The following is a 20,578-nucleotide window of genomic DNA, read 5'->3' on the forward strand; positions in this document are numbered from 1 at the left end:
TCAGTTCCCTGTCTGCGCGGTGGCGATGCCTGCGGAAGCGGCATTCTGTCCCTTGAAGAAATCCAGCATGTCCTGGGCGTTCACGCGGTAGTTGAGGTTGCCGCAATGGCCGCCGCGCGGGTAGAGCGTCAGGCGATCGCCGAAGGTGCGGCGCAGGAAACCGATGTCGCCGGGGCCGAGGATGACGTCGTCGGCGTTGTGCATGACGGCGATCTTCGGGCTCTGTTTCAGGTAATCCTGGACGCCGTACAGGCTGACCTGGTCGACCAGTTGCGGCAGGCTGCCGCCGTCGTACTTGGCGCGCCACAGCGGCATCAGCTGGTCGGTCATGTAGCACTCGAAGTCGCACTGCATGGCGCGCTTGAAGAAGGGCGTCAGGCTGGTGCCTTCGGTGATCGGGTACTTGGGCGGGGTGATCAGCCCGCGGCGGTTGATCAGGTCGGAGGTAAAGGCGATGTCGGCGGAGGAGAAGCGGAACACCGCGCCGATCAGCATGGCCATCTCCTCGTTGGAGAGGTGCTGCTTGGACTGCTGCAGGTCGAACAGGAAGGCGTCGTTCAGGTCGACGTAGCCCTTCTGCTTGAAGTAGCGGGTCAGCTTGGCCAGGACCACCTGATAGAAGGTGTTGGTGTCGTTGATGCCCTTGACCTGGGTCTGCACCAGCTTGTCGAGGTTGCTCACCGAGGTGTACAGGTTCACCGGCGGGTTGAGCAGCAGCACGCGCTTGAAGTTGAAGCTGCGGCGGGACTCGTCGAGTTTGCTGACGAACGCCGCATGCAGCGCGCCCAGGCTGTAGCCGGTCAGGTAGTAGTCGCTGACCGGCAGGTCCGGATGCTGCGCGCGCACGGCCTGCATCACCCGGTACAGGTCGTCGGCGTCGTCGGGGGTATAGCCGGGGGTGGCGACGCGGGAGGCGCCGACCATGAAGTCCCAGCTGGTCGGCGAGGACAGCTGCACCACGTGGTAGCCGGCGCCGTAGAACAGGCGCTTGAGGTACTCCGGCGTGCTGCTGGCATAGTTCGCCCCGGTGCCGGCGATGATGAACACCAGCGGCGCCTCGTGGTCCTGGCGGGCCAGGCGGTAATGCAGCTTCTTCACCGGCCAGAAGTTGCTCGGCAGCTCGTACTCGCGCTCCGGACGCAGCTTCAGGGCGTAGTCGGACTGGCGGATGTCATCGTCTTCCGGCAGCTGCGGGCGCAGCTCCGGCGGGGTGGTGGCGATGGTCGCCTCGAACGGGTTGAGCAGCGGGAAGCCGTAGTTGGCCTGATCCACATCGCGGGCAAAAGCCGGCCCGGCGAGTCCCAGTGCGAGGCCGCCGATCAAGGCGGCCACGCGGCGAAGAAGTGTCATGGTTCGGAGTCCTTTCAAAGGAGGGCCAACTCTAGGCTGGCCGCCGAGTAAGACCAGCATATTTCCTACAAGTGCGACTCGCTTGTCAGCCTTTGCGCGCGAGGTCTTTCAGCGCGTCGCCGGTTAGACGATAGACGGTCCATTCGTCCTGCGGGCGAGCGCCCAGGCTGCGGTAGAAGCCGATGGCCGGCTCGTTCCAGTCCAGCACCGACCATTCCAGGCGCCCGCAGCCACGCTCCACCGCCAGCCGCGCGAGTTCCGTCAGCAGCGCCTTGCCCAGGCCGGCGCCACGGGCGGCGGGGCGCACGTAGAGGTCTTCGAGGTAGATGCCGGGCTGGCTGAGCCAGGTGGAGTAGTTGTGGAAGAACAGCGCGAACCCCTGCGGCGTGCCGTCCACTTCGCCGATCAGCACCTCGGCATAGGGGCGCGGGCCGAACAGGTGATCCCGCATGCGCTGGGCGTCGGCCTTCACTTCGTGGACCAGTTTTTCGTAGTCGGCCAGTTCGCGGATCAGTTCGAGGATCAGCGGGATGTCGTCGGGAGTGGCGGGGCGCAGGGTGACGCGAGGCATGGGCAATTCCTTGGAAAGCGAAACCTGCCGAGCATGCCCAAAGCCCCGCGCCGCTGGCAACAGGGCTTTTCAATAGTGCTCCAGGCGCTCCAGCCAGACCAGTTCGCAGGCGCCGGCGCCGGTGTCCTCGCGGGTCAGCGAACTGACCCAGCGCCAGCCGTCGTCGCCCTCGACGCGCACCAGCTTGCCCGCCAGGCGAACGTGCTCGCCCGCGCGGACCTGGGCCAGGGCGCGCGCCACGGCGTCGTCGGCCGGGATCATGTGCATGTTGGCGGCGTGGGTTTCCAACTCGCGGCGCGGTATCGGCAGCGTGTCGGCATGCCAGTAGAACCAGCGGTTGCCCTGGGTGATGCGGATATCGGCGAGCACCATCGGGTCATCCATCGGGCCCCAGCCCAGGGCGAGGTCGGTGGGCGACAGCTCAGCCTCGCGGCCCAGGTGGTAATCCTCGCGGCCCAGTACGCGCGCCTCGATGCTGAAGTCCTGCAACGGGTAGATGGCATAGCGCTCGACGCGCCACCCGCCGTCGGCCAAGGCCTGGCTGCGCGGCTGCGGCGCCGCGGGCCGGTCGGTCGGCCATAGCCACCAGAAGCTGGTCGCCAGGCAGACCAGCAGGAACAGGGACGATCGCTTCATCGAAGGCTCCGTGGATGGACGAAGTCTAGGCGCGAATCGGCGCCCCTTGCATCGGCCCCCATGCTCGCTATGCTGGGCGCCGATTTCCCCGCCTGCCCGGAGTCGTGGCGCCATGTCCCGTCGTTTCCCCGTGATCCTCCTGCTGCTCGCCCTGGCGCTCTGGCTGGCTGCCAGCTATGGCCTGCGTTACGGGCTGATGGAGGATGGCCGCTGGGTCGGCATCTGCGCCGACGAGGCCGCGCGCTGGCAGTGCGGTGTGCGCGAGCGCTTGGGTTGGGCGATTCATTTCGCCGTGTTCGGCAAGCTGGCGCTGGGCCTTTCGCTGCTGGCGTTCTTCGCGCCGCGCCAGGCGGGCTGGTGGCTGGCGGTGCTGGCGATGCTGTTCGGCCTGCCGGCGCTGGTGCTCTACAACGCCGGGTTTGCCGTGTTCGCCGTGGTGCTGGCGGGGTTGCGCCTGGTCCGCGCGCAACCGCACTGACTCATGCGCAGCGTTCGGCGCGCAGCCCACGCAGCAGGGCGCCGAGCAGAAGCAGGCTCACCGCCGCCCAACCCAGCGCCTGCAGGTTGCTCAGCCCTTCCAGCGCCAGTTGCGCCGGAATCCCCAGGGCGATGATCAGCGCCAGCAGCAGCGCTTCGCGGCGCGGCGCGGCGACCGGCCGGCACAGGTAGACCAGCGCGGGGAACAGCAGGGCGGCGCTGGGGAAGCTGCGGTAGCGCGCATCGAAGACCATCCCCAGCATCAGCACCGCGCCGGCGAAACCGGCGGCCCCCAGCCACAGGCCGGCGCGGCGTTGCAGCCAGGCGAACGCCGACGAGCGCCAGCCCGCCCGAGCCGACAGGGCCAGGCTGACATGCAGCAGCACCAGCAGGTTCAGGCCCGTCAGCGCCGCGGCCCATAGCCATTCGCCCCAGAAGCGGCTGGTGATCGCCGATTGCTCCAGCCACAGGCCGATGCAGCCGCCGCCCAGCGCGCTGGCCAGCGGCAGCAGCACGGCATTGCGCGCAGAACCCGGGCGGCCGCCCGCCAGCAGCCCGGCGAGCAGGATCGCGCCGGAGAGCCCCAGCCACAGCGGCCAGCGCGGCAGGTTGCTGACCGGCCCGGCAAGCACGCCCTTTTCCTCGCGGTCGGCGCTGAACAGGCCCCAGTAGCCGCCCACGGCGCCTTCGCTCTGGCGCTTCCACGGTTGGTCGAAGGCTTCGATCAGGTTGTAGTGCCAGCCCTTTTCCTCGGCCATGTGCACGAAGCCACGGATGAAGCGCGCCTCGTTGACCCGGCTGGGCAGGGCGGTTTCGCGCTGGCGGCCTTCGCTGGGCCAGCCGGTCTCGCCGATGAGGATGTCCTTGGGCGCGAACTCGCGGCCGAAGTCCTCGCGGATCTTCGCCACGTGGGCGAGGGCGTCGTCGATGCGGGTGGGGTTGTCTTCCCAGTAGGGCAGCAGGTGGATGGTGAGGAAGTCCACCGCCGGGGCGATTTCCGGGTGCTGGTGCCAGAACTCCCAGACGTCGGCATAGGTCACCGGCTGGCGCACCTGGGCCTTCACCTTGTGGATAAGTCCGGCGAGGTAGCGTCCGGTGACTTCCTTGCGCAGCAGGGTCTCGTTGCCGACGATCACCGCCTGGACCACGTCCGGGTACTGGTTGGCCGCCTTGATCAGCGCCTCGACCTCACGCTCGGTGTCCACCGGGTTGGCGTTGACCCAGGCGCCGAGCATCAGCTTCAGCCCATGCTTGCGGGCCAGCGCCGGAATGCCTTCCAGGCCGGTCATCGAATAGGTGCGCACGCATTCGAAGCGCGTCGCCAGCAGGGCCAGGTCCGCGTCCATCTGCTCCGGGCGCAGGACGAAGGGCTGGTCGAAGGGCGATTGGTCCTTGGCGAACGGGCTGTAGGACGCGCACTGCAGCTTGTGCGTGGGCGTCGCCGCGTCCGGCAGGATCACCGGCTTGCCCAGGCCGTACCAGAGGCCGCAGAGGGCGGTCACGGCAAGCAGCAGGGCGAGGCAATAGGGGAGGAGCGGAAAGCGCGAGGACTGGGGCATGGGGGCACGCGAACCGTGACGAGGCGCGCATCTTAGCAACGCCTTCGGCCGCCGTCAGTGCCCACCTGCACCGCCGCTCAGGCGTGGCGGTGAATCCAGTTGTGCGCCGGTGCGGCGTCGCCCGCGCCAGCGCCTTCGATGCGCTTCCAGAACTTCTCGTGGAAGTGGAAGCCCACGGCGTTGCACAGCGGCTCGACCACCGCCACCAGACCGCCCACGGTGATGCTGCCGGTCAGCGCGTAGGCGACGCTGAAGGCGATGGTGAAGTGCATCAGGGTGAAGGTGACGGTCTTGAGCATGGTGGCGATCCTCAGGTGAGAATGATTCTCCGTTGCTGAAAGACTACTGCGCCCGCGCCCATTCCGGTAATCGAGCCTCTGCATGGAGGCGATAGGCCGGCACCCTCGTCGTGGATGGAAAGGCGCGGTCGTGGATGGACGGGTTCTGTCGCGGATCGGACGGCTTGGCGTCGCTCTCAGAGCAGTTCGCCAGCAGCGTGCGCCGATCATGAAGGGGCGGCCAAGACCGCGAAATGCGCCGGGTTCGCCCAGGCGCGCCGATAAAATCACGGGGAGAAAACCATGCGAATGATGCGACGCCTGTTGGGCCTGGGCGCAGGGCTGGTGCTGTCGGCGGCAGCCGGGCTGGCCACTGCGGCGGCCAAGCCGGAAATTACCATCGGCTACGTGGACGGCTGGTCGGACAGCGTGGCGACCACGCACGTCGCCGCCGAGATCATGCGCGAGAAGCTCGGCTACCAGGTCAAGCTGATGCCGGTGGCGGCCGGGATCATGTGGCAGGGCGTGGCGCGCGGCAAGCTCGACGCCATGCTCTCGGCCTGGCTGCCGGTCACCCACGGCGCCTACTACGACAAGATGAAGGACAAGGTGGTCAACCTGGGCGTGAACTACCCGGGCGCGAAGATCGGCCTGATCGTGCCCGAGTACGTGAAAGCCAACAGCATCGCCGACCTGCAGGCGCAGAAGGCCGACTTCGACGGCCGCATCGTCGGCATCGACGCCGGCGCCGGGGTGATGCTCAAGACCGACCAGGCCATCAAGGACTACGGCCTGGACTACAAACTGGTGGCCAGTTCCGGCAGCGGCATGATCGCCGAGCTGACCCGCGCGGAGAACGACAAGAAGGCCATCGCCGTCACCGGCTGGATTCCGCACTGGATGTTCGCCAAGTGGAAGCTGAAGTTCCTCGAAGACCCGAAAAAGGTCTACGGCGAAGAGGAGCACGTCGACAGCGTCGCCAACCCGGCGCTGGAGAAGAAGGCGCCGGAAGTCTGGGCCTTCCTGAAGAAATTCCAGTGGAAGGACGGCCAGGAAATCGGCGAAGTCATGCTCGCCGTGCAGAACGGCGAGAAGCCGGAAGTGGCTGCCAAGAAGTGGGTCGAGGCGCACCCGGATCGGGTGAAGCAATGGCTGTAAGCCGTTAGCGCCAACCCCGCCTTCGACACAGAAAAATCCCCCGCGAACCGGAAGGTTCGCGGGGGATTTTTTCATGCGGCAGCGTCTATTCCGGGCTTGTTCGAAAAAAACGCGAAACCGGTCCGCCTCCCGCTACGACTAAAGTCGTCTGGAGCGCTTGCAGCGGCGACATAAATTAGGGATCGACGACATCCGCGTCATCCCCGCTGTGAGGACAAGAACAAAATGAACGACAGCATCTACCAGCGGATTGATACCAATCCGCGCTTCAAAGAGTTGGTGGCCAAGCGCGAGCGATTCGCCTGGCTGCTCTCCCTGATCATGTTGGGCCTGTACGTGGTCTTCATCCTGCTCATCGCCTTCCAGCCGCAGCTGCTCGGCGCGAAGATCAGTGCCGATTCGTCCGTCACCTGGGGCATCCCCATGGGCGTCGGGCTGATCCTCTCTGCCTTCGTGCTCACCGGCATCTACGTGCGCCGCGCGAACGGTGAATTCGACCGCCTGAACCAGGAAATCCTCAAGGAGGCCCAGCAATGAAAGGCCGAATCTCAGCGGCCCTCGCTTTGGCCGCATTTGCCCCCGCACTCTGGGCTGACGCCCTCACTGGCGAGGTGCAGCGCCAGCCGCTGAACGTCTCCGCCATCGTAATGTTTGTCGCTTTCGTCGGCCTGACCCTGTGCATCACCTACTGGGCCTCCAAGCGCAGCAAGTCCGCCGCCGACTTCTACACCGCCGGCGGCAGCATCACCGGCTTCCAGAACGGCCTGGCGATCGCCGGCGACTACATGTCCGCCGCGTCCTTCCTGGGCATTTCCGCGCTGGTGTTCACCTCCGGCTACGACGGCCTGATCTACTCCATCGGCTTCCTCGTCGGCTGGCCGATCATCCTCTTCCTGATCGCCGAACGCCTGCGCAACCTGGGCAAGTACACCTTCGCCGACGTGGCCTCCTACCGCTTGAAGCAGAAGGACATCCGTACCCTGTCCGCCTGCGGTTCGCTGGTGGTGGTGGCCTTCTACCTGATCGCGCAGATGGTCGGCGCCGGCAAGCTGATCGAGCTGCTGTTCGGCCTGAACTACCACGTCGCGGTAGTGCTGGTTGGCATTCTGATGGTGCTCTACGTGCTGTTCGGCGGCATGCTCGCCACCACCTGGGTGCAGATCATCAAGGCCGTGCTGCTGCTCTCGGGCGCCACCTTCATGGCGATCATGGTGCTCAAGCACGTCAACTTCGACATCAGCACCCTGTTCTCCGAAGCCATCAAGGTTCACCCCAAGGGTGAGTCGATCATGAGCCCCGGCGGCCTGGTGAAGGACCCGATCTCCGCGTTCTCCCTGGGCTTCGCGCTGATGTTCGGCACCGCCGGCCTGCCGCACATCCTGATGCGCTTCTTCACCGTCAGTGACGCCAAGGAAGCACGCAAGAGCGTGTTCTTCGCCACCGGCTTCATCGGCTACTTCTACATCCTGACCTTCATCATCGGCTTCGGCGCGATCCTGCTGGTCAGCACCAACCCGGACTTCAAGGACGCCACCGGCGCCCTGCTGGGCGGCAACAACATGGCGGCGGTGCACCTGGCCGATGCCGTGGGCGGCAGCCTGTTCCTGGGCTTCATCTCCGCCGTGGCCTTCGCCACCATCCTCGCGGTGGTGGCCGGCCTGACCCTGGCCGGCGCCTCGGCCGTGTCCCATGACCTGTACGCCAGCGTGCTGAAAGGCGGCAAGGCCAACGAGAAGGACGAGCTGCGCGTGTCGAAGATCACCACCGTGTGCCTCGGCGTGGTCGCGATCATCCTCGGCATCCTGTTCGAGAAGCAGAACATCGCCTTCATGGTCGGCCTGGCCTTCTCCATCGCCGCCAGCTGCAACTTCCCGGTGCTGCTGCTCTCCATGTACTGGAAGAAGCTGACCACCCGTGGCGCCAAGATCGGCGGCTGGATGGGCCTGATCACCGCCGTGGTGCTGATGATCCTCGGCCCGACCATCTGGGTGCAGATCCTCGGCCACGAGAAGCCCATCTACCCGTTCGAATACCCGGCGCTGTTCTCCATGGCCGTGGCCTTCATCGGTATCTGGTTCTTCTCCATCACCGACAAGTCCACTGCGGCCGACGAAGAGCGCGCGCGCTTCTTCCCGCAGTTCATCCGCTCGCAGACCGGCCTGGGTGCCACGGGCGCCGTCGCCCACTGACAGCCTGAGCTAACCTGCCGGGGCCGGGGGTGGCGACACCTCCGGCCCCGCTTTTTTGACAGGGACGGATGACGGATGTCCGACGATTTCAACTTCGCCTCGCCACCCTTCGACCAGCTCCGCCCGCTGGAGCGCGAGCAGCTGCGCGACGCGCTGAGCGTGGGCTACTACACGGTCGATGAAGTACTGCTGGACGCCGGCGCGCCGGTGCCGTGCCTGTTCGTCGTGCTCAAGGGCGTGATCGAGGAGCGCGGCGAGGACGGCAAGCTGTTCGCCCAGTACGGCGCCGAGGACCTGTTCGACGTGCGCGGGCTGTTCTCCGGCAGCAGCAAGCACCGCTACCAGGCGGTGGAAGAAAGCATCGTCTACGAACTGCCGGCCACGGTGTTCCACCAGCTGTGCGCGGACAACCCGCAGTTCGCCCGCTTCTTCCGCGCGGACCTGGCCAGCAAGCGCCAGCTGGAGCGTCGGGACGGGCAGAACCTCGCCGAATTCATCCTCACCCGCATCGCCCGCGAACACCTGTTGCCGGCCCTCGAAGTGGAGCCTGCGCTGCCCCTGGGCGACGCCGCGCGCCTGCAGCTGAGCCGTGGCGCGGACGCCTTGCTGGTGCGCGAGGACGGCGCGCTGGGCATCGTCACCCGCACCGACCTGATGACCGCGCACTTTCGCGACGGCTTCAGCGAGGCGCAACCCATCGGCCCGCTGGCGCACCGCCCGTTGAGCCACGTGGAGCTGGGGGACTTCCTCTTCGACGCGATGATCCTCATGACCCGCCAGCGCATCGAACGGGTGGCGGTGTGCGAGGAGGGCAGGGTGGTCGGCCTGCTGCACCTGACCCAGGTGCTCAGCCTGTTCTCCACCCACTCCCATGTGCTGGCGCTGCGTATCGCCCGCGCCGAAAGCGAGGCCGAGCTGCGCGCCGCCGCCGAGACCCTGCACACGCTGATCGCGACCCTGGCGGGCAATGGCATTCGCCTGCGTTTCATCATGCAGCTGGTCAGCGCCCTCAACGAACAGCTGCTCGAGCGTCTGTTCGAACTGCAGGTCCCGCCGGTACTGCGCGGCCGTTGCTGCCTGCTGGTGATGGGCAGCGAAGGGCGCGCGGAACAGCTGCTCAAGACCGACCAGGACAACGCGCTGATCCTCGATGACGGCCTGCCGGTGGAGCAGGGGCTGCTGCTGATGCAGCGCTTCTCCGCGGCGCTGCTGGAATTCGGCTATCCGCCGTGCCCCGGCGGGGTCATGGCCAGCCGGCCGGAGTGGTGCAAACCACTGGCCCAGTGGCAGCGCGAGTTGCGCGAGCTGCCATTGCAGGGGCGCCCCGAGCAACTGATGCGCCTGTCGATCCTCGCCGATGCCTGGCCGGTGGCGGGCAACCGACAGCTTTTCGACGGCCTGCGCGAGTGCCTGAACGCACTGGCCGGCGACACGGGCCGCTGGATGAGCGACCTGGCCATGCCGGCGCTGCAGTTCGACACGCCGCTGACCTTCCTCGGTCAGCTCAAGACCCAGGACGCGCATTTGGACGTCAAGCGTGGCGGCCTCTTTCCCATCGTCCACGGCGCCCGCGTGCTGGCGGTGCGGCATGGGCTGGAGGAGCGCGGCACCCTCGGCCGCCTGGCTGCCCTGAAAGCGCTCGGCGTGCTGGACGAATCGCTGGCCGACAACCTGGCCGAAACCTTCGAGCTGTTGCTCCAGCTGCGCCTGCGCCAGCAACTGGACGGCCAGCGCGACGGCCGCGTGCAGGGCCTGGATGTATCGCGCCTGAGTCGTCACGAGCGCGACCTGCTGCGCTTCGGGCTGCACACGGTGAAGAAGTTCAAGCAGAGCCTGACCCGCCAATTCCACCTGGAGACCCGATGAACGCCTGCGTTGCTGCACCCGATCCGCACTGGTCCGCCTGGCGCCGCCGCCTGTACTGGTGGCGGCACGACCCGGCGCAGGCGCAAGAGCTGGTGTCGCTGGACCTGGAAACCACCAGCCTGGACCCGCGCAAGGCCGACATCCTCAGTATCGGCGCGGTGGTGATCCGCCATGGCAAGCTGATCCTCGGCGAGCGCCTGGAGCTGCTGGTGGAGCCGCCGCCGTCGCTGGACGGGGAGTCGATCCGCATCCACAAGCTGCGCCGCGCCGACCTCGAAGGCCAACTGCCGCTGGTGGAGGCGCTGCGTCGGGTACAGGCCTTCATCGGCGAGCGGCCGCTGCTGGGGTATTACCTGTCCTTCGACGTCGCCGTGCTGCGTCGCCACCTGCGCGAGCAGCTCGGCGCGCGGCTGGACAACCCGCGGGTGGAGGTCTCGGAGATCTACCACCGCAAGATGAGCCGGCGCTTCCCCGACCTGCACCTGGACCTGCGCTTCGACACCCTGGCGCGGAATCTGGATATCCCCATCGAAGGCCGCCACACCGCCATCGGCGACGCGCGCACCGCCGCGCTGATGTTCCTGCGCCTGCGCAAGGGCTCGCTGCCGCGCGACCTGAGCTGAGGCCGACCCTGCGCAGATTCTTTGAATCTTCCTGTCGCCGTCCCGGTCGGTATCTACAAGCGCTGGCCAATCGCATCCCGCGAGCCATCGCCCCTCGTCGACTGAAAGAGGAGAGACGATATGGGACTCGGGACTATCCTGTTGATCATCCTGATCTTGATGCTGATCGGCGGCCTGCCGGTCTTCCCCCACTCGCGCAACTGGGGTTACGGCCCCTCGGGCGTGATCGGCGTGGTGCTGGTCGTGCTGCTGGTGTTGCTGTTGCTCGGGAGGATCTGACCGAGCTTCGCTGAGAGCATCGCGGATGAATCCGCTCCTACGAAAAGCACTGAGTCGTGCATAGGAGCGGACTCCGTCCGCGATCGCTCGACCCTCGCCGCAGCTTTAAACGTTCCCCGCCTTTGTCACCGCGCCGATACGCCACAGGGTGATTCGTCGCACATCCCATCGCCAAGACCTGCACTACCATACTGGGCCTTTGCCATCAGGGAGTCGTAGGGATGCTCGGTGTTGTACTGCTTGTACTGGGCGTGGTGTGGTTGCTCGTCCAGTGCGGGCTGGGCCTGCCGCCGCTGGCCGAAGCCATGACCCTGGACCCGGTTGCCAACCCGCACCGCTATTGGCAGTTCGCCTTCCTTGGCCCGGCCATTCCCCTGGCGCTGGGCGTGTTCATGCTGCGCTACCGTATCAGCGGCTTCGCCCAGCTCAAGCGCGAGCGCTTCAATTGCGCCGCCCACCTGCTCGTCTGTGCCGGCATCGCCCTGGTGCTGGGCAAACTCTGCGTGCTGCTCCAGGCCTGATCCGCGCTGGTGCGCCGGCGGTTTGCCGGGGGCATTCAGCGCCCTGATTTCGCCGCTGGAGGCTGAAAGCCTTGGTTACACTTCGGGCCACAGTGGTCGACATGTCCTTGTCGACCCTCCGTCCCGAACACGACAAGAAAAGGCAGACCTCCCCTATGCAAAATCGCATCATGATCACCGGCGCCGGTTCCGGCCTCGGACGCGAAATCGCCCTGCGCTGGGCCCGCGAGGGCTGGAAGCTGGCGCTGGCCGACGTCAACGAGGCAGGCCTGCAGGAAACCCTCAAGCTGGTGCGCGAGGCCGGCGGCGACGGCTTCACCCAGCGCTGCGACGTGCGCGACTACAGCCAGCTGACCCAGCTGGCGCAGTCCTGCGAAGAGAAATTCGGCGGCATCGACATCATCGTCAACAATGCCGGTGTCGCCTCCGGCGGCTTCTTCAGCGAACTGTCGCTGGAGGACTGGGACTGGCAGATCTCGATCAACCTGATGGGCGTGGTCAAGGGCTGCAAGGCCTTCCTGCCGCTGCTGGAGAAGAGCAAGGGGCGCATCATCAACATCGCCTCCATGGCTGCGCTGATGCAGGGCCCTGCGATGAGCAACTACAACGTCGCCAAGGCCGGCGTGGTGGCGCTCTCGGAAAGCCTGCTGGCCGACCTCAGCCTGGTGGACGTGAAGGTGCACGTGGTCTGCCCGTCGTTCTTCCAGACCAACCTGCTGGACTCCTTCCGCGGCCCCAGCCCGGAAATGAAGACCCAGGTGGGCAAGCTGCTGGAAAGCTCGCCGATCAGCGCCGCCTACATCGCCGACTACATCCACCAGGAAGTCGCCCGCGACGTGTTCATGATCCTGCCCCACGAGCAGGGCCGTCTGGCCTGGCAGATCAAGCAGCAGAACCCCCAGGCGCTGTACGACGAGATGGCGAAGATGGCGGAGAAGATGCAGGCCAAGCGCCGCAGCCTGGGCTGAGAAGCGGATGACGATCTGCTGCGCGTCGGCACGGCGGTGCCTTGTTCCGTTCCGGCTCGCACGCTCGCTCGGCAGGTTTTGACGTAGAAATTTGCCCCCTTTCGGTGCAGTGAAAGAGAGGGCTTGCCCAGCTCGGTGCAAAGGGTTAGTTTTAGTCACCGGCCTGCCTGGCTGATGTACGTTGGACCCCGGTGAAAGCCCCGCGAATGTCGCGGGGCTTTTGCTTTTTCGGGCTACTGCGCAGCGTCGGGGATTCGCGCTTTGCGCGATGCCAGGCCTGTGTTAGAAGGCACCGGTGTCATTGAAGGAATCACCCGCTTGCACTCCGAATCCATCGTCTATGGCTGCATTCGCGACTGGCCCGGCGACTCGATGGAGCGCCGCCTGCGCCGCGCCGCCAACCGCAAGGTGCTCGACAGCCTGCCCATGGGCGAAGCCTGGCCGTTCCTCGGCCGCGAGATGTTCAGCCGCTGCGAGACCGAAGGCGCGGGACTTTACCAGTCCCAGGTGATCCATTTCGGCGCCAGCTACCCGGCCATCGAGTACGAGTGGAAACTCTGGGTCGAACAGTTCGAAGCGTTGCTGCGCCGCCTCTACTGGGCCAGCGCGGTGGTGCACCTGGAAACGGAAGTGAACGGCAGCCACACCTTCCGCTGGGAGTCCGAGAACGGCTTCCACAGCCCGCGCGAAGGCGAGTTGAAAGTGCGCTGCGCCTGGGAACGCGAGGGCGGTCTGCGCGGCTGAATTCTCCCGACTGCCCTTCAAGAGAAGACCGCTGTGATCAATTACCTCTGGTTCGTCCTCGCCGCGTTCTGCGAGATCGCCGGCTGCTACGCCTTCTACCTCTGGCTGCGCCTGGACAGGAGCGCCCTGTGGATCGTCCCCGGCCTGCTCAGCCTGACGCTGTTCGCCCTGCTGCTCACCCGCGTCGAGGCGAACTACGCCGGGCGCGCCTATGCCGCATACGGCGGCATCTACGTCGCCGCCTCACTGTTCTGGCTGGCCTTCGTGGAAAAGAGCCGCCCGCTGTGGAGCGACTGGGTGGGCGTGGCGCTGTGCGTGATCGGCGCCAGCGTCGTGCTGCTCGGACCGCGCCTCGCGCCTTGAGCGGGATTCCGAAGGCCGTATAAAGCGTTCCGCGTTAAGTGCCCTACGTCGCCCGCGCTCCGGCCAAACCTGTAGGAGCGAGCTTGCTCGCGAACAGAATGACCGGCGGCGACGGAGCGGTCGGTGAGCGTCTCGCGCTCTGATCCGCCGTTCAGCAGTTGGCGGATAACGCCGTGGGCGTTATGCACCCTACGTTCTGGTTATGCATGCCTCGACGTTTGTGCTGGACACCCTCTCCCCAGCCCTCTCCCTGAAGGGAGAGGGGGCTATACGTGCCGGCTGATGCCTTGATTTCAGCCGGCGCCAATCCAGTCCCCTCTCCCTTCGGAGCGGGGCGCGTAGCCAGGGTTAGGGAGAGGGCAGCGGTTGATCCAACGTGCCGAAGTCGCGGCTGAAACCGTTCCGACAACAGGCCCAGGCTCACCCACTGGCTCACTCCTCCAGCCATTCCCTCGGCACTTCGCTCTTGAGCATCAGCTGGCACTGCTGGCTTTCCGGGTCGAAGACGATCACCGCCTCGCCGCGCTTGAGCGCATGGCGGGCGCGTTCCACGCGCACGTCCAGCGGCGTGTCGTCGCCGTTGTCGGTGCCTTCGCGGGTGACGAAGTCTTCCAGCAGGTTGTTGAGGGTGTCGGCTTCGATGAGCTCAAAGGGAATCAGCATGGCGGGTACTCGCAAATCGCAGCGCAGGATTGTAGTCCCGCGCTGCGCTGCGCGCAGCTTCACTTCTTGCCCTTGTCCGCATCCTTGCCCTTGTCGGACGCCCCATCGCCGCTGTCGATCAGCTCGTCCACCGGCGGTACGTGGGTGGTGCTTTCCATGTGGACCGGATGCTCCAGTTGCTTGCTGAAGCGCTCCAGCGTGCCCTCGCTGGGTTCCGCGTCGCTGTCGAATACCGGCGGGCTGAGCATGTAGGCGGTCAGCAGTTTCGCCAGGGCGGCGAGGCTGTCGATGTGGGTGCGCTCGTAGCCGTGGGTGGCGTCGCAGCCGAAGGCCAGCAGGGCGGTGCGGATGTCGTGGCCGGCGGTGATCGCCGACTGCGCGTCGCTGTGGTAGTAGCGGAACAGGTCGCGCCGCACCGCCACCTCGTGGCGTTCGCCCAGTCGCAGCAGATGACGGGAGAGATGGAAGTCATACGGCCCGCCGGAGTCCTGCAGGGCCACGCTGACCGCGTGCTCGCTGGAGTTCTGCCCCTCGGCCACCGGGGCGATGTCGATGCCGACGAACTCGCTGACGTCCCAGGGCAGTGCGCCAGCTGCGCCGGAGCCGATTTCCTCGGTGATGGTGAACAGTGGATGGCAGTCGATGGGCGGCACCTGGCCGCTCTCCACGATGGCCTTCAGCGAGGCCAGCAGTGCGGCGACGCCGGCCTTGTCGTCGAGGTGACGGGCGCTGATGTGGCCGCTCTCAGTGAACTCTGGCAGCGGGTCGAAGGCGACGAAATCGCCGATGGCCACGCCCAGGGATTCGCTGTCGGCGCGGCTGGCGGTGTAGGTGTCCAGGCGCAGTTCGACGTGGTCCCAGCTGATCGGCAAGGTATCCACGGCGGTATTGAAGGCATGCCCGGAGGCCATCAGCGGCAGCACGCTGCCGCGGAATACGCCGTTCTCGCAGAACACCGTGACCCGGCTGCCCTCTGCGAAGCGGCTCGACCAGCAACCCACCGGCGCCAGGGCCAGGCGGCCGTTGGGCTTGATCTCGCGGACGATGGCGCCGATGGTGTCCAGGTGCGCCGAGACCGCGCGGTCCGGGCTCTTGCGCCGTCCCAGCAGGGTCGCGCGGATGGTCCCGCGGCGGGTCATCTCGAAGGGCACGCCGATCTCTTCCAGGCGCTCGGCGACGTAGCGCACGATGGTGTCGGTGAAGCCGGTGGGGCTGGGGATGGCGAGCATTTCCAGCAGCACACGCTGCAGGTAGTTCAGGTCCGGTTGGGGCAGTTGGCTCATGCCGGGGCCTCCACGTTGGGGTGTGGCTGGTCACGGTTGTCGCGGTGCAGCAGTTCCCGGCTGAGCGGGAAGAGCAGGTCGACGAAGCGTTCGGCGGTGGGCTGCGGCTCGTGGTTGGCCAGTCCGGGCCGCTCGTTGGCTTCGATGATCACGTAGTCCGGCTGGTCGGCCTCGGTGACCAGCAGATCGAGGCCGGTGACCGGAATCTCCAGCGCCCGCGCGGCACGGATGGCGGCGTCGGCCAGCGTCGGGTGCAGGCGCTCGGTGACGTCCTCCAGCACGCCGCCGGTGTGCAGGTTGGCGGTGCGCCGCACGGCCAGGCGCTGGCCGCTGGGCAGCACGTCGTCGTAGCCGAAGCCGGCAGCGGCCAGGGTGCGCTCGGTTTCGCCGTCCAGCGGGATGCGGCTTTCACCGCCGGTGGCGGCCTGGCGACGGCGGCTCTGCGCCTCGATCAGCTTGCGGATGCTGTGCCGGCCATCGCCGATCACCTCGGCGGGGCGGCGGATCGCGGCGGCCACCACTTCGTAGCCGATCACCACGATGCGCAGGTCTTGGCCGGCGTGGTAGCTCTCGAGGATGACCCGGCTGTCGAACTGCCGGGCGTGGGCGACGGCGTTCTCCACTTCCTCCGCGGTGCGCAGGTCCACGGCCACGCCCTGGCCCTGTTCACCATCCACCGGCTTGACCACCAGCGCGCCGTGCTCCTCGAGAAACGCGGCGTTCTCCTGCGCGGTGCCGGCCAGGCGCTGCTGCGGCTGGCGCAGGCCGGCGCGGTCGAGGGCGCGGTGGGTGAGGGTCTTGTCCTGGCACAGGCTCATGCTCACGGCGCTGGTGAGGTCGCTCAGGGACTCGCGGCAGCGGATGCGTCGGCCGCCCTGGGTGAGGGTGAAGAGGCCGGCGTCGGCGTCCTGTACCTGCACCTCGATGCCGCGCCGATGGGCCTCGTCGACGATGATCCGGGCGTAGGGATTGAGCCCTTCTTCCGGGCCGGGGCCGAGGAACAGCGACTGGTTGATGCCGTTCTTGCACTTCACCGCGAAGGTCGGCAGCTCGCGGAAGCGCAGCTTGCGATAGAGCGACTTGGCCTGCTGGTTGCCATGCAGCACCGACAGGTCGAGGTAGGCCAGGCCGCGGCTCATGAAGTGCTCGATGAGGTGGCGCACCAGCGCTTCGCCCACTCCCGGCCGGCTGGATTGCGGGTCCACCGCCAGGCACCAGAGGCTGGAGCCGCCCTCCGGATCGCGGAACGCCTTGGCGTGGTTGATGCCCATGACGGTGCCGATCACCGTGCCGGTCTCGGCGTCTTCGGCCAGCCAGTAGGCCGGGCCGCCCTGGTGGCGCGGGGTGACCTTGGCCGGGTCGACCGGCAGCATGCCGCGTGACAGGTACAGGCGGTTGATCGCTGCCCAGTCGTCGTCGCTGTGCACGCGGCGAATGCGGAAGCCACGGAAGGGCCGGCGCGCGGGGCGGTAATCGGTGAACCACAGACGCAGCGCGTCGGAGGGGTCGAGGAACAGTTGCTGCGGCGCATGGGCCAGCACCTGCTGCGGCGCGGCGACGTAGAGCGCGATGTCGCGCTCGCCCGGCTGCTCGTTGAGCAACTCGGCGGCGAGTGTTTCCGCATTGGGGAAGGTGTGGCCGATCAGCAGGCGCCCCCAGCCGCATTGCAGGATCAGCGGGCCGTGGCTTTGCGCATGCTCGCCGGCCAGGCGCGCCTGCAGCCGCTCGTAGGTCGGTGCCTGACCGCGCAGCAGTCGCTGGTTGTGGGGGTGGGGCAGGTTGGAATGGGGTTTCATCGTGCGCTCCCTGATAAGGCATCTGTCCTGGGCGGTTGGGAAAGGCGGCGTCGTACCCGACGCCGCCGGGCTCTAGAGGCCTTGTTCCGTCAGCCAGAGGTTGAGGGCCGCCAACTGCCACAACTTGGAGCCACGCAGCGGGGTGAGGTCGCTTGCCGGGTCGCTGAGCAGACGGTCGAACATCGCCGTCTCGAACAGTCCACGGTCCTGGCTCGGGTCCAGCAACAGCTCGCTGACCCAGGCGCGGGTATTGCCTTGCAGGTGCTTGAGGCCGGGCACCGGGAAGTAGCCCTTGGGCCGGTCGATCACTTCGCTGGGGATGACCTTGCGTGCGGCGGCCTTGAGCACCTGCTTGCCGCCATCGCCGAGCTTGAAGCGCGACGGAATGCGCGCCGACAGCTCGGCCACGCGGTAGTCCAGGAACGGCACGCGGGCCTCCAGGCCCCAGGCCATGGTCATGTTGTCCACGCGCTTGACCGGGTCGTCCACCAGCATGATGGTGCTGTCCAGGCGCAGCGCCTTGTCCACCGGGTCCTGCGCGCCGGGCTGGGCGAAGTGCTCGCGGACGAACTCGCTGGCCACGTCCTCCACCCGCATCGCTTCGCGCACGGTGGCGAGGTATTCGCCGTGGCTGCGGTCGAAGAAGGCCGCGCGGTAGGCCTGCAGCGGGTCCTTGGCACCGGCGACTTTCGGGTACCAGTGGTAGCCGGCGAACAGCTCGTCGGCGCCCTGGCCGCTCTGCACCACCTTGCAGTGTTTGGAGACTTCCCGCGAGAGCAGGTAGAAAGCGATGCAGTCGTGGCTGACCATCGGCTCGCTCATGGCGCGGAAGGCCGCGGGCAACTGCGCGATCACTTCGTTTTCGTCGATGCGCAGCTGGTGATGGCGGGTGCCATAGCGCCGGGCGATCAGGTCCGAGTACTGGAATTCGTCGCCGCGCTCGCCGCCGGCATCCTCGAAGCCGATGGAGAAGGTCAGCAGGTCCTCGACGCCGGCCTCGTGCAGCAGGCCCACCAGCAGGCTGGAGTCCACCCCGCCGGAGAGCAGCACGCCGACTTCGCGGGCGGCGCGCTGGCGCACGCTCACGGCGTCGCGCAGGCTGGCGAGCAGGCGGTCTTCCCAGTCATCCAGGGTCAGCTCGCGCTCATCGGGCAGCGGGCCGTAGTCCAGGTTCCACCAGCGCTGGCGCTCGGTGTGACCGTTGGCGTCGATGCTCATCCAGGTGGCCGGCGGCAGTTTCTGCACGCCGGCCAGCAGGGTGCGCGGCGCGGGGACCACGGCGTGGAAGTTGAGGTAGTGGTTGAGCGCCACCGGGTCCAGGGTCGGGTCGATGTCACCGCCCTTGAGCAGCGCCGGCAGGCTGGAGGCGAAGCGCAGGCGCTTGCCGGTCTGCGACAGGTACAGCGGCTTGATGCCGAGACGGTCGCGGGCGATGAACAGGCGCCGTTTGTCGCGTTCCCAGATGGCAAAGGCGAACATGCCATTGAGGCGTGGCAATAGTTGTTCGCCCCAGGCGTGGTATCCCTTGAGCAGGACTTCGGTATCGCCTCCGGAAAAGAAGCGGTAGCCCAGGGCTTCCAGCTCGCTGCGCAGCTCGGGGTAGTTGTAGATTGCCCCATTGAACACCAGCGACAGGCCCAGCGCGGTATCGATCATCGGCTGACCCGAGGCTTCGGCCAGGTCCATGATCTTCAGCCGCCGGTGCCCCAGGGCCACCGGCCCTTCGCTGTGGAAGCCCCAGGCATCGGGGCCCCGGGGGGCGAGGTGATGGGTGATGCGTTCGACTGCGGCGAGGTCCGCAGCCTGGTTATCGAAACGTAGTTCTCCTGCTATTCCGCACATGTCCTTACCGGATCTCCGTTGGGGATGAAGTGGGTGGCGTCTCATGGGCGCCTTAGGGGATGACCCGGCGATCTGGCGAGAGTTCTATTTGATTTCATTGAGGAAAAGTGACGAAGCAGCAGGTGGACTGAGATGGCCGAGAGCAAGACTTCGACGCGCAACGCCCATGCACTCGCGATGTTGCAGGCCTTGAGACGGCTGCAGCAGGCGGCGGAAGTGCACTCCAAGAGCCTGGGCCGTGACGGCGAACTGACGCCGCTGCAGCTGCTGATCCTGCAGGTGGTCGACCTGGAGGGGGAAATTACCGCTGGTCAGTTGGCGCGGCAGGTGGCGCTGTCGCAATCCTCGATTTCCAGCGCGCTGACCCGCCTGGAAAGCAAGGGCCTGCTCAGTCGGCGGCGCGACGAGGACGACCGCCGCAAGCAATGGCTGAGCCTGGCCGCCGCCGGCCAACGGGCGCTCAAGTACGGTCCGGCGTTACTGCCCGAGCATGCGCTGGAGCGTTTCGCCGGGCTGCCGGAGTGGGAGCAGCACGCCATTCTCGCCGGCCTGCTGCGCGCGGCCGAGCTGTTCGAAACCCCCGGCGCCGGCGCCGAGGAGGAAGAGTGCTAGGGCGCTAGGCGCTTACCAGTTTCTGCGCGGCCAGCGACAGGCTCACCGCCACCAGCATCAGGGCGAACAGGCGCTGCAGCGTTGCCCCGCCCAGGCGTACCGCCAGGCGATTGCCGAACAGCACGCCGAGGGCGCCGCCGGCCGCCAGGCACGCCAGCAAGGGCAGCGGCGGCTGCGCATGGGTGAGGTACAGCAGGAAGCCGCCCCCGGATACCAGCGCGATGACCGCCATGGACGTCGCCGTTGCCGCCAGCATCGACAGCGGCGTGAACCACAGCAGCCCCGGCACGATGAGGAAGCCGCCGCCTACGCCCATCAGGCCGGACAGCAACCCCACCGCCAACCCCACCCCCAGCAGCGGCGCGTTGCGCATCGGCTTGTCGCCCGTGCGTGGCTGGCCCGAGCCCTGCCACATGCGCCAGGCCGACCACAGCACCAGCAGGCAGAAGCCGACGATCAGCCAGGCGTCCGGCACGAACTTGCCCAGCCACTGACCCACGGCGTTGCCCGGCCAGCCGGTGATCACCAGCCAGAACAGCGGCTTCCACGCCACCTGCCTCTGGCGTGCACGCGGCACGGCGCCGATGGCTGCCGACAGCGCCACGGCACCGAGGCTGACGCCGATAGCGTCGTGCAGCGGCAGGTGCAGGCTGAGCAGCAGGGGCAGGGCCACCAGCGAGCCGCCGGCGCCGGTAAGCCCCAGCAGCAGCCCGAGGATCAGGCCGATGGCGGAGGATTCGAACAGCAGTGCATCCATGTCGGTGGTCCGCTCTGGAAGCTGGCACGGCCCGCTGGCGGGC

At 67.1% G+C, this 20,578-nt stretch carries 22 protein-coding genes; 12 read left to right on the top strand and 10 right to left on the bottom strand.

What is annotated here, in order from left to right; translation table 11 throughout:
* The 3 genes from N0B71_RS16260 to N0B71_RS16270 form a co-directional block, all read right to left on the bottom strand.
* Positions 1-1,350: a serine/threonine protein kinase gene (locus N0B71_RS16260; RefSeq protein ID WP_259753604.1), complete on the bottom strand. Its 1,350-nt coding sequence runs from the start codon at positions 1,348-1,350 to the stop codon at positions 1-3.
* 85 nt (positions 1,351-1,435) lie between these two features.
* On the bottom strand, positions 1,436-1,921 hold the full coding sequence (locus tag N0B71_RS16265; RefSeq protein WP_259753606.1) for a GNAT family N-acetyltransferase: 486 nt from the start codon (positions 1,919-1,921) through the stop codon (positions 1,436-1,438).
* A 69-nt stretch (positions 1,922-1,990) separates the two neighbouring features.
* Positions 1,991-2,557 (bottom strand): hypothetical protein, encoded by a 567-nt coding sequence (locus N0B71_RS16270; protein ID WP_259753608.1) that lies wholly within the window; start codon positions 2,555-2,557, stop codon positions 1,991-1,993.
* A 112-nt stretch (positions 2,558-2,669) separates the two neighbouring features.
* On the opposite strand from N0B71_RS16270, the gene N0B71_RS16275 reads away from it, so the two are divergent.
* Positions 2,670-3,035: a hypothetical protein gene (locus tag N0B71_RS16275; protein ID WP_259753614.1), complete on the top strand. Its 366-nt coding sequence runs from the start codon at positions 2,670-2,672 to the stop codon at positions 3,033-3,035.
* A gap of 1 nt (position 3,036) precedes the next feature.
* Here the strand turns inward: N0B71_RS16275 and N0B71_RS16280 are convergent, their stop codons facing one another.
* Both N0B71_RS16280 and N0B71_RS16285 read right to left on the bottom strand, forming a co-directional pair.
* Complete coding sequence (locus N0B71_RS16280) at positions 3,037-4,593, bottom strand: glycoside hydrolase family 17 protein (protein WP_259753616.1); 1,557 nt, start codon at positions 4,591-4,593, stop codon at positions 3,037-3,039.
* Positions 4,594-4,670: 77 nt separating this feature from the next.
* A complete protein-coding gene (locus tag N0B71_RS16285) occupies positions 4,671-4,892 on the bottom strand; it encodes a DUF2061 domain-containing protein (protein WP_259753617.1) in 222 nt (73 codons plus the stop codon).
* Between the two features lie 282 nt (positions 4,893-5,174).
* On the opposite strand from N0B71_RS16285, the gene N0B71_RS16290 reads away from it, so the two are divergent.
* From N0B71_RS16290 to N0B71_RS16335, 10 genes are all read left to right on the top strand, one after another.
* Positions 5,175-6,029, top strand: a complete 855-nt coding sequence (locus N0B71_RS16290; RefSeq protein ID WP_259753619.1) for a glycine betaine ABC transporter substrate-binding protein — start codon at positions 5,175-5,177, stop codon at positions 6,027-6,029.
* Between the two features lie 225 nt (positions 6,030-6,254).
* Complete coding sequence (locus tag N0B71_RS16295; protein WP_024763446.1) at positions 6,255-6,566, top strand: DUF485 domain-containing protein; 312 nt, start codon at positions 6,255-6,257, stop codon at positions 6,564-6,566.
* Positions 6,563-8,218, top strand: coding sequence for a cation acetate symporter (locus N0B71_RS16300; RefSeq protein ID WP_259753622.1), 1,656 nt, complete (start codon positions 6,563-6,565; stop codon positions 8,216-8,218). Before N0B71_RS16295 ends, N0B71_RS16300 begins: the two co-directional genes overlap by 4 nt.
* A 75-nt stretch (positions 8,219-8,293) precedes the next feature.
* Positions 8,294-10,084, top strand: coding sequence for a DUF294 nucleotidyltransferase-like domain-containing protein (locus N0B71_RS16305; protein ID WP_259753623.1), 1,791 nt, complete (start codon positions 8,294-8,296; stop codon positions 10,082-10,084).
* Complete coding sequence (locus N0B71_RS16310) at positions 10,081-10,707, top strand: 3'-5' exonuclease (RefSeq protein WP_259753625.1); 627 nt, start codon at positions 10,081-10,083, stop codon at positions 10,705-10,707. Before N0B71_RS16305 ends, N0B71_RS16310 begins: the two co-directional genes overlap by 4 nt.
* Before the next feature lie 120 nt (positions 10,708-10,827).
* Complete coding sequence (locus N0B71_RS16315; protein WP_017522017.1) at positions 10,828-10,986, top strand: DUF3309 family protein; 159 nt, start codon at positions 10,828-10,830, stop codon at positions 10,984-10,986.
* Positions 10,987-11,207: 221 nt separating this feature from the next.
* On the top strand, positions 11,208-11,507 hold the full coding sequence (locus N0B71_RS16320; protein ID WP_259753628.1) for a hypothetical protein: 300 nt from the start codon (positions 11,208-11,210) through the stop codon (positions 11,505-11,507).
* Positions 11,508-11,662: 155 nt separating this feature from the next.
* On the top strand, positions 11,663-12,475 hold the full coding sequence (locus tag N0B71_RS16325; RefSeq protein WP_259753630.1) for an SDR family oxidoreductase: 813 nt from the start codon (positions 11,663-11,665) through the stop codon (positions 12,473-12,475).
* 318 nt (positions 12,476-12,793) lie between these two features.
* Positions 12,794-13,219, top strand: coding sequence for a hypothetical protein (locus tag N0B71_RS16330; protein ID WP_259753632.1), 426 nt, complete (start codon positions 12,794-12,796; stop codon positions 13,217-13,219).
* Positions 13,220-13,252: 33 nt separating this feature from the next.
* A complete protein-coding gene (locus N0B71_RS16335; RefSeq protein WP_259753634.1) occupies positions 13,253-13,582 on the top strand; it encodes a YnfA family protein in 330 nt (109 codons plus the stop codon).
* 432 nt (positions 13,583-14,014) lie between these two features.
* Here the strand turns inward: N0B71_RS16335 and N0B71_RS16340 are convergent, their stop codons facing one another.
* The 4 genes from N0B71_RS16340 to N0B71_RS16355 form a co-directional block, all read right to left on the bottom strand.
* Positions 14,015-14,245 carry a YheU family protein gene (locus N0B71_RS16340; protein WP_259753636.1) on the bottom strand — a complete coding sequence of 77 codons (231 nt, stop codon included), beginning with the start codon at positions 14,243-14,245 and terminating at the stop codon, positions 14,015-14,017.
* 59 nt (positions 14,246-14,304) lie between these two features.
* Positions 14,305-15,528 carry an osmoprotectant NAGGN system M42 family peptidase gene (locus tag N0B71_RS16345; protein ID WP_259753638.1) on the bottom strand — a complete coding sequence of 408 codons (1,224 nt, stop codon included), beginning with the start codon at positions 15,526-15,528 and terminating at the stop codon, positions 14,305-14,307.
* The gene (gene ngg, locus N0B71_RS16350; RefSeq protein WP_259753640.1) at positions 15,525-17,324 is read right to left on the bottom strand and encodes an N-acetylglutaminylglutamine synthetase; all 1,800 of its coding nucleotides are present in this window, start codon (positions 17,322-17,324) and stop codon (positions 15,525-15,527) included. Before ngg ends, N0B71_RS16345 begins: the two co-directional genes overlap by 4 nt.
* A gap of 72 nt (positions 17,325-17,396) precedes the next feature.
* Positions 17,397-19,166, bottom strand: coding sequence for an N-acetylglutaminylglutamine amidotransferase (locus N0B71_RS16355; protein ID WP_259753642.1), 1,770 nt, complete (start codon positions 19,164-19,166; stop codon positions 17,397-17,399).
* Positions 19,167-19,298: 132 nt separating this feature from the next.
* On the opposite strand from N0B71_RS16355, the gene N0B71_RS16360 reads away from it, so the two are divergent.
* Positions 19,299-19,778, top strand: a complete 480-nt coding sequence (locus tag N0B71_RS16360) for a MarR family winged helix-turn-helix transcriptional regulator (RefSeq protein WP_259753644.1) — start codon at positions 19,299-19,301, stop codon at positions 19,776-19,778.
* A 4-nt stretch (positions 19,779-19,782) separates the two neighbouring features.
* On the opposite strand, the gene N0B71_RS16365 is transcribed toward N0B71_RS16360, so the two are convergent.
* Complete coding sequence (locus N0B71_RS16365) at positions 19,783-20,535, bottom strand: sulfite exporter TauE/SafE family protein (protein WP_259753645.1); 753 nt, start codon at positions 20,533-20,535, stop codon at positions 19,783-19,785.
* Positions 20,536-20,578: the final 43 nt, after the last annotated feature.

Source organism: Pseudomonas sp. GCEP-101 (assembly GCF_025133575.1).
GTDB classification, from domain to species: domain Bacteria; phylum Pseudomonadota; class Gammaproteobacteria; order Pseudomonadales; family Pseudomonadaceae; genus Pseudomonas; species Pseudomonas nitroreducens_B.